Below are 8,523 nucleotides of genomic sequence, written 5' to 3' on the forward strand. Positions count from 1 at the left end.
CGTCACGACGTCCGGCGCGGGCGGGACGGGCGCGCGCGGCGCCGTCGTTCTGACGGCGATCGGCTGAGCCATGTTTCGCCAGGATGAAAAGGAGCCGCCGCTGCTGGACGCCGAAGTCTGGGACCAGCCGCGCTGGCTGACCCGCGACGAGTGTTTCGCTGCGACGGGCCGTGAAAACGGGCGACGACGCCCGCGCCATGACGACGATCAGGAGGATCTGGAACGATGACGACGACGCCGAGAATTTCGCCTCTGGCCGAGAACCGCTGGCTGTGGCGCCGGCTGTATGTGTTCGCGGCCAGCGCAGGGGTGTGGGTCCTGCTGGCCTGGGCCGTGCGACGGGTCGATCCCGGCGCCATGGCGCGCGTCGCCGAGGGGTTGATGGGTCTGCTGGGGCTGTTGCTGGTGCTGTATCTGGTGGCGCCGACCGCTCAGCAGATGATCGAGATGCTGGTCCAGTTGCGCCTGCGACTGGGCAAGGGAGGCGGCGCATGAGCTTCCGTCTCTCGCAACGATCGCGCAAGACGATGGAAGGCGTGCACCCGGATCTGGTTCGCGTGGTCGAGGACGCCATCGCCATCACACCCATCGACTTCATGATCACCGAAGGTCTGCGCACGGCGCAGCGGCAGGCGGCGCTGGTTCGCGCGGGGGGCAGTCGGACGCTGAAGTCCCGCCACCTGACGGGCCACGCCGTGGATGTCGCGGCACTTGTGGGCGGGCAGGTGCGGTGGGACTGGCCGCTGTATGCCCGGATCGCGGCGGTGTTCAAGGCGGCGGCGGCCCGTCGCAGGGTAGCCCTGGTCTGGGGCGGCGACTGGCGAACGCTGAAGGACGGGCCGCATTTCGAGCTGGATCGAAAGGTTTATCCATGAGGGCCGTGTCCTGGATACGGGCGCTCACCCCGCTGGGATGGGGCGTAATGGCCGGCGTTGCGGTGACGGCCTTTGTCACCGTCGCGCTCGCGACCGGCTGGCGTTGGGATCCGTTCGACCTGCAGCACAGGCGACTACGCGCAGCTGAGGACCGGGCGGCGATCGCGCAGGCCACGGTCGCCGCGCTCCAGCGACAGGCTCGGGGCGATGCGGAGCAGAGTCGCCGGCTGGACCAGCATCACCAACAGGCGCTGGCCGTAACGCGGGTCACCGTGTCGGCCGTTGCTGCCGCAAGGAGTTCCGATGAAGACCCGATCCCCCTGGACGCGATCCGCGCTGATCGTCTGCGCGCTCATGACGACGAACTGTGCCGCCTCGCGCCCGATGTTTGTGGCTCCACCCCGGCTGAGCGTGCCGACAGCAGCGATCACGCCCTGCGAACTATCGCGCCTGCCGGACACGCCGACTTTGGCGGATCTTGAGGTCGCCTATTTGACCCGGGGCGCGCAACTGGTCGCCTGCGATGCTGCAAGGCGTCTGGCGATCGATTCCTGGATGGCGGAACGCGCGATGCAGGACGGTTCAAGGAGTGGGGCCCGGCAATAACTGCCGGGCGATCGGCATTATTTGCCGAGTGAAGCGATATAGCTGGGTCATATCTGCCGGGCATGATGTGGTAAACGCAAAGTACCATTGTAATTTCAATGTGCTCTGTGGCCCGGCAAAAATGACGTCGTGGCCCGGACCTTGCTCCATGACTGCCTGAGCAAAATGCTCCCGGCAGCCAAAATGGCGTCGGACACCTTGAAAGAAGGACTACGTGCCATGGCGCTGAACAGCGTTAACACGAACGTGGGCGCACTTGTCGCCCTGCAGAACCTGCAGTCGACCAACAGCGAACTGCAAACGGTTCAATCCCGCATCAATACCGGCAAAAAGGTCGCGTCCGCCAAGGACAACGGCGCCATCTGGGCTATCGCCCAGGGGCAACGTGCTGAAATGGGCGCCCTGAACGCGGTCTCGCAAAGCCTCCAACGCGGTCAATCGACCGTGGATGTGGCCATGGCCGCCGGTGAGTCGATTTCGGATCTGCTGCTGCAGATGAAGGAAAAGGCTCTGGCCGCTTCGGACACCAGCCTGAAGAGTTCGGCCCGCGCCGCCCTGAACGAAGACTTCGTCTCGCTGCGCGACCAGATCACCTCGGTCATCACCAACGCTTCGTTCAACGGCGCCAACCTGCTGGACGACAGCATGGCGACCGCCAGCACCGCCTTCAAGGCGCTGGCGAACGTCTCCGGCGCCAGCATCAGCGTCAAGGGTGAAGACATGTCGCTGGGCGGCTCGAACGTCACGCTCGGCGCTTCGGCTGCGATCGCTTCGGCCACTGCCGCATCTTCCGCGATTGCGGTGATCGATACGTCGATCGCCAACGTCTCGGCCAGTCTGGCGCGCCTCGGCACCTCGTCGAAGGCTCTGGGCACGCACCTGACCTTCGTGGGCAAGCTGCAGGACAGCCTGGAAGCCGGTATCGGCAACCTGGTCGATGCGGATCTGGCCAAGGAAAGCGCACGACTACAGTCACTGCAGACAAAGCAGCAACTGGGCGTTCAGGCGCTGTCCATCGCCAACTCCTCGACGTCCATCCTGCTCGGACTGTTCCGCTAAGGATAATGGAAGGGCGGGGCTTCGGTCCCGCCCGACCGTCCTTGCGACTAGAGGCGCCGGTTTGACGCCGGCCTGAGGAGCCATGGAGAGCAATGCCAAACTGACCTTGGTCTCGCCCGTGGCCGCCGCCGGAAACTCCGGAGGAGGCCTTGACGATTCGCATGTCGCCCAAGACGCCGAGCGCACTGCTCGCTATCGCCTGGTGATCGAGGAAGGGCCCCAGAAGGGCGTCTTCATCTACAAGACCATGGACAGGATAACCGGCGAGATCATTCGCCAGCTGCCCCGCGAAGAAGTCGTCAGGATGATGGACCAGGCGCGATATCGTTCAGGTTCGGTGATCGACACCCAGGCCTGATCGAACAGTGCAAGACGCCACCGCACGGAGCGATCCAGGCGGCGTAAATCGTTGTGAATCGCCGTTAACCATACGCACACGACTCACCGCATAGCCTGATGCACGAGAAGAAACTCGGGGCTCAGGCCAATGACGAATAGCGTCCACACCAACACCGCCGCCGCCATTGCGCTGCAGAACCTGACGACGACCAACAATCGTCTGGGCAATGTGCAGAACAAGATCAGCACCGGACTGAAGATCCAGGGTGCGAAGGACAACGCCGCCATCTGGGCTATCGCCCAGAGCCAGCGCGCCGACGTCGGCGCGCTGAGCGCGGTCAAGCAGAGCCTGGATCGGGCGACCTCGATCGCAGATGTGGCCCTGTCCACCGGCGAATCGATTTCGGACTTGCTGAACGAGCTCAAGGAAAAGGTTGTCGCGGCCAAGGACGGCTCGCTGAAGACCCAGTCCCGTGAGCTTCTGGATAATGATTTCAAGGCGCTGCTGAAGGCGATCGGCTCGGCGGTTCAGAACGCCACCTTTGATGGTGCGAACATCCTGAATGGCACCCTGTCGACCGGCATTCAATTCCTTGCCAACGCCGATGCCAGCTCGTCGGTGACGCTCTCGGGTCAGAATTTGACCTTGGGCGGTTCGATCATTTCGGTTTCGCTATCTGATTCACTGCTGACGATCACGGGAGCCTCAGCTGCGCTGGCCAGCCTGGATTCTTCCATCACTAACCTGAACGCCGCGCTTGGCGGCCTTGGCGCACAGGCCAAGCAGATCGAGGCGCACAACGGCTTTGTCAGCCGGCTGGTAGATACGCTGGAATCCGGCATCGGCAATCTGGTGGACGCGGACCTGGCCAAGGAAAGCGCGCGATTGCAGGCCTTGCAGGTGCAGCAGCAACTCGGCGCCCAGGCGTTGTCCATCGCCAATCAGGCGCCGCAGGTCATCCTGTCCCTGTTCCGCTGATGACGGCGGGCGGCGGCCGTTAAGACGGCGTTACCGCCCATCCGGCAGACTGTCGGCAGGAGCAGGCGGTGATCAACAACGGCTATCTTCTCGGATTATTCGGCGGCACCCCGACGGCTTCGTCCTTCGGGACCGGTGGGCTGGCTGGAGCGATAAAGAAGAAGCAGCCCACGCCGCCCTGGGATTCCAAGGCCGTTACGCCTCAGGCTGACGCCCTGGTTCGCGCCGCCCTCGGTGGCCGCAAGATCATCGACGAGGGCGACACCAAGCTCGACGTAAAGGACGCCAGCGCGGACTATCGGCGCCTGTTCGCCATGTATCAGGGTCTGGAAACCCTGAACGCCATGGTCAACCGCTCCTCGACCAAGGGGATATCGGCCAGTGAGCAGTCGTTACTGATCAAACGGTTCGCCTCGGGCATGACCGAGATGAGCAGCTATCTGGCAGCCGCGAAATTCAATGACGTGCGCGTGGTTCAGGGCACTGTCGAAACCACCAGCAAGACCACGGCCGGCGTGCCGCGTGGCAGTTCGGTTTCTGTCACGGGCCCGATCCACGAAGGATCGTTGGGGAGCCCCGTCGACGCCTTCGCAGGTGATGTGCGTTTCTCGATCAGCATCCGCCGGAAAGACGACACCGTCACCGTGCCGATCGACCTGTCTGAACTCGGCAGCGAGCCGCGCACCCTGGGCACGGTGCTTAACTACATCAACGACGAGCTTGAGGCGGCGGGCGTCAAGACCCGGATCGGCCGCGAGCAGATCAAGGCCGAGCCGCGCACGACCACGGTCGGAGGCAAGACGGTGACCCTGTCGGCCGGACTGGATCAGTGGGCCCTGACGGTCCGCGGCGACATGGCCGAGAATCTCAGTTTCGTACCGTCTGAGTCGGCGGATGCGGTCTATGTTGTGCAGGCGAACGGCACGGCCGGCCGTCAGCAGGTGCTGAAATTCCAGACCGATCTCGGCGACGATTTGCCGGACGCACAGGCCAGGGTCGGTGAAACCCACTGGGTCGATGGCCGTGTCAGCCAGACCAATCTTCCGGAAGGCGTGTCCGCCGTGCGGGCCAGCACGACCGGGCCGGACGGTTCGGTCTGGATGGTCGTGGACCTGAAGGCGGGTCCCGACCAGCAGCCAATTAAGGGTCAGAGCGACGTCGCGCTGATGAAGCTGGATTCGGCCGGGCGTATCGTGACGACACGCACGATCGGCGCGGCCTCCAACGCCAGCGGCTATGCCATCGCGGTGGACGCGAACGGCCGTGTGGCCGTGGCGGGATCTGTCACCGGCGCTCTGGAGCCCGGCAAGAGCGGGGATGTCGCCACCGTGGCCGACAGCTTCGTCACCGTCTTTGACGCCGATGGTGTTGAGCAGTGGACCCAACGTCGGGGCGCGCGCGCTGCGGATGAGGCCACGGCCGTCAATTTCGGCGCGGACGGCCTGGTCTATGTCGCCGGGCGCGCGCAGTCGGCCATGACCGGCGGCGTCGGCGTGGGCGGCTGGGACGGCTATGTTCAGGCCTTCCAGGAAAGCCAGGAACACAAATACGCGCCCATCACGGCCAGGTCGGTCGGCGTCAGCCAGTTCGGCACCAGCGGCACGGACAACGTTCAGGCCATGACGGTGAACGGATCCGATCTCTATACCGCCGGGGTCGAGGACGGCCGGATGGTGGTGCGACGCTTCACCCTGGACGCGGAAGGCAAGCAAACGCTGGCCTCAACCCGCGACCTCGGCGCCGCCAGCGGCGAAATCGCCGGTATCGCCGTGGACAACGGCCGGGTCATCCTGACCGGTACGACCCGTAACGATGCGCTGGACGCCGGCACGGTCAACCGCGCCCATTCCGGCGGGACCGACGCCTTCGTGGCCGTACTGTCGACGGACCTGACCGCCAGCGCCTCGGATCGCCTGACCTACTACGGGACAGAAGGCGACGACACGGCGGCCGACGTAAAAATCCATCAAGGCAAGGTCTGGGTCACTGGTGTCACTCGTGACCAGGCAGCCAAGGATACCGATCCCAGCAAGGGTTATCTGGCGCGGCTGGACCCCCTGACCGGCGCCGTGGAATGGAGCCAGTCGTGGGAGGGCGTCGGACGACAGGCGGCGCCTTCGACCCTGACCATAGCATCCGGCGGCGCCAGTGTTCTGGACCGGCTGGGTCTGCCGCAGGGCGAGATCGACCAGAGTGATACCAAAACGCTGACCACCGCGACGTCTCTGCGCGCGGGTGATCGCTTCTATGTCTCCCCGGCGGCGGGCGGACGGGCGGTCGCCGTAACGATTGATGCGCGCGACACGCTGCAAACCCTGGCGCGCAAGATCGAGCAGGCCTCGGGCATGAAGCTCAAGGTCACGGTCGGCTCGGCCGCCGCCGAGGCTCGCATGTCCGATGACCCTCTGATGGCCTTGTCCCAAGGGTTCCAGCGCCTGACCATCACCACCCGCACCGGTTCGCCCGGCGCTGTGTTGACCTCGGGCGAGCCGGGCCGGGACGCCCTGGCCGGCCTGGGCCTTTCGGCAGGCTTTATCGGCCCCAGCAAGGGCGAGAAAGATATCAAGGCGTTCGGGCTGGACCTTCCCCGCACGCTCGGTCTGGCGACCGAAACGGATCGGAAGGCCTCCGGCGAGCGGCTGCAGGCGGCGATGAGCGCCCTGCGCAACGCCTACCGGGCGCTGAACCCCGCGACGGCGAAGCCGGCAGTCACCGGCCCGCCGCCAGCCTATCTGACGGCTCAACTCGCCAACTATCAGGCCGCCCTGCAGCGCCTGACCGGTGGGTAGGTCGCTCTACCCAAAGCTTGCCGGTTGACGCCATACGGCCGGGCGGGGTTATTGGGGGCCAACGTCGCGCGAGTCCCCAATGCCGTCACCGAACAATCGGACCATCCTCGCCGTGGGCGCGGGCGTCGCCATTCTGGCGGCGATTATCCTCGCCCTGATTTTCGGCCGTGGAGATACGTCGCCGGAAGCGCCGCCAGCCGCAAAGGGCGGACTGACGGTCGACGTGGCGGAAGCGCCGACGCTGGAGCCGACGCGCGAACTGCGCTGCTTCGTCGATGGCCAGTTCGTGGGCATGGCGACCTTGTCAGACTGCGCGCGCCGCAATGGACTGGCGACCGAGGCGCTGGATGTGGGACTGGACGAAACCGGGGCGCTGGCCGCCGCGCCGACCGCCGCCTTTGCACCGCCGCCGACCCTGCCGGCTCAGGTGGCCGTCCTGCCGCCCGAGCCCAGCGTCGCGACCCCGACCCCCAGCGTCCAGCCGGCGCAACCCGGCGGCAACGCCTGCCTGCGTCACACCGGTTCGGACTGGCGGTCGCTGTCGAATAATATGAGCCTGAATGCCTGCGTTCAGGCGCTGTATGCCGGCACCTGCGTCCGGCCGGGCGACGCCCAGTATGGCCGCTGGGGCGAGACGACGCTGCGGCTGGTGCCGCGCCGGGTCGAACAGTCCGGCGACAATGTGCGGTTCCGCACCTTGGCCGAACAGGATCGCAGCTGTAACTTCCCGGGGCTGAACTGATGCGCGCGTTCAAGATCGCCCTTAGCGTCCTGACGCCTGTGCTGGCGCTGGCCGCCTGCGACACGCCGGTCAAGGCCCCCTATGACGAGGGGGTCTGCTATCATGTCGTCCCCGGCGAGGGGACCGAGGCGCCCCAAATGAACGTGCTGGCGCGCGACCAGCCGCAGATCGAATTCTGCGCCGCGCGGCTGGAAGAGATGCGGCTGCGCTTCCTGCGGCTGGGCGGCTCGAACCGCGAAGTTATCGGCGCCTTCCAAGGGCAGTTCATCTTTGTGGACAGGGCAGGGGTGTCGTTCGCCCGCACTCTGGACGGTTCGCGCTTCTTTGCCTTGGCCCGCACGGGTGATGGACGTCTGGCCATGCCGGGCGCGATCCAGCGTCAGATCGACGGCACACCGGTCGCCGTCGCGGAATAGACCGGCGCCGCTTGACGGCGTGAACAAAAGTGGAACATTCTCGCCGGCCTGGTCCGGCGGGACAGCGTATCAAAGACAAGGACAATCCGATGGCGGGCAGCGTCAACAAGGTCATTCTGATCGGCAACCTGGGTCGCGACCCGGAAATCCGCACGCTTAATTCCGGTGACCGCGTCGCCAATCTGCGGATCGCCACGTCCGAGACCTGGCGGGACAAGGCGACCGGAGAGCGCAAGGAGAAGACCGAGTGGCACTCGGTCGTCATCTTCAACGAGAACATCGTCAAGGTAGCCGAGAACTACCTGAAGAAGGGCTCGACCGTGTACATCGAGGGCTCGCTTCAGACCCGGAAATATACCGACGCCCAGGGCGTGGAGAAGTATTCCACCGAGATCGTACTGCAGCGCTTCAACGGCCAGCTGACCATGCTGGGCGGCCGGAGTGACAGCCAGGGGCAGGGCGGCGGCTATGACCGCGGCGGCGGCTCGGACGACTATTCCTCGGGCTTCTCGACCGGCGGGGCCAACAAGCCGTCGGGCCCCAAGGAGAGCTACGACCTGAACGACGACATTCCGTTCTAAGGTCGGCTACGGAAACCTGGGCTCACCCTTTGTGAGCCGACGCGGTGGCGGGGCTGTGCGATAGGGGACGGGTGAGCCAGACCGTCCCCCCGACCCCCGCGCCCAGCCCGGCCCAGAGCCCGGCGAAACCCCACCGC

At 65.5% G+C, this 8,523-nt stretch carries 11 protein-coding genes; all 11 read left to right on the forward strand.

The annotated features are described in order from the left end of the window. The first annotated feature begins 70 nt into the window (after positions 1-70). A complete protein-coding gene (locus EON91_RS13150) occupies positions 71-229 on the forward strand; it encodes a hypothetical protein (RefSeq protein ID WP_292095584.1) in 159 nt (52 codons plus the stop codon). After that, positions 226-495 carry a hypothetical protein gene (locus EON91_RS13155; protein WP_292095586.1) on the forward strand — a complete coding sequence of 90 codons (270 nt, stop codon included), beginning with the start codon at positions 226-228 and terminating at the stop codon, positions 493-495. The genes EON91_RS13150 and EON91_RS13155 overlap by 4 nt, the downstream gene beginning before the upstream one ends. Beyond that, on the forward strand, positions 492-875 hold the full coding sequence (locus tag EON91_RS13160) for a M15 family metallopeptidase (RefSeq protein WP_292095589.1): 384 nt from the start codon (positions 492-494) through the stop codon (positions 873-875). The genes EON91_RS13155 and EON91_RS13160 overlap by 4 nt, the downstream gene beginning before the upstream one ends. Positions 876-922: 47 nt before the next feature. Then, positions 923-1,357, forward strand: coding sequence for a hypothetical protein (locus tag EON91_RS13165; RefSeq protein ID WP_292095592.1), 435 nt, complete (start codon positions 923-925; stop codon positions 1,355-1,357). 343 nt (positions 1,358-1,700) lie between these two features. Beyond that, a complete protein-coding gene (locus EON91_RS13170; RefSeq protein ID WP_292095595.1) occupies positions 1,701-2,540 on the forward strand; it encodes a flagellin in 840 nt (279 codons plus the stop codon). Positions 2,541-2,622: 82 nt separating this feature from the next. Next, positions 2,623-2,898, forward strand: coding sequence for a flagellar protein FlaG (locus EON91_RS13175; protein WP_292095598.1), 276 nt, complete (start codon positions 2,623-2,625; stop codon positions 2,896-2,898). Positions 2,899-3,027: 129 nt separating this feature from the next. Then, positions 3,028-3,858, forward strand: coding sequence for a flagellin (locus EON91_RS13180; RefSeq protein ID WP_292095599.1), 831 nt, complete (start codon positions 3,028-3,030; stop codon positions 3,856-3,858). A gap of 68 nt (positions 3,859-3,926) precedes the next feature. Continuing rightward, complete coding sequence (locus EON91_RS13185; protein ID WP_292095600.1) at positions 3,927-6,647, forward strand: transcriptional regulator; 2,721 nt, start codon at positions 3,927-3,929, stop codon at positions 6,645-6,647. A 79-nt stretch (positions 6,648-6,726) separates the two neighbouring features. Continuing rightward, positions 6,727-7,389, forward strand: a complete 663-nt coding sequence (locus tag EON91_RS13190) for a hypothetical protein (protein WP_292095602.1) — start codon at positions 6,727-6,729, stop codon at positions 7,387-7,389. Beyond that, on the forward strand, positions 7,389-7,805 hold the full coding sequence (locus EON91_RS13195; RefSeq protein WP_292095605.1) for a hypothetical protein: 417 nt from the start codon (positions 7,389-7,391) through the stop codon (positions 7,803-7,805). Before EON91_RS13190 ends, EON91_RS13195 begins: the two co-directional genes overlap by 1 nt. Positions 7,806-7,894: 89 nt before the next feature. Beyond that, positions 7,895-8,386 carry a single-stranded DNA-binding protein gene (ssb, locus tag EON91_RS13200; protein ID WP_292095608.1) on the forward strand — a complete coding sequence of 164 codons (492 nt, stop codon included), beginning with the start codon at positions 7,895-7,897 and terminating at the stop codon, positions 8,384-8,386. Positions 8,387-8,523: the final 137 nt, after the last annotated feature.

This window comes from Brevundimonas sp. (assembly GCF_004210735.1).
In the GTDB taxonomy this organism is placed as follows: domain Bacteria; phylum Pseudomonadota; class Alphaproteobacteria; order Caulobacterales; family Caulobacteraceae; genus Brevundimonas.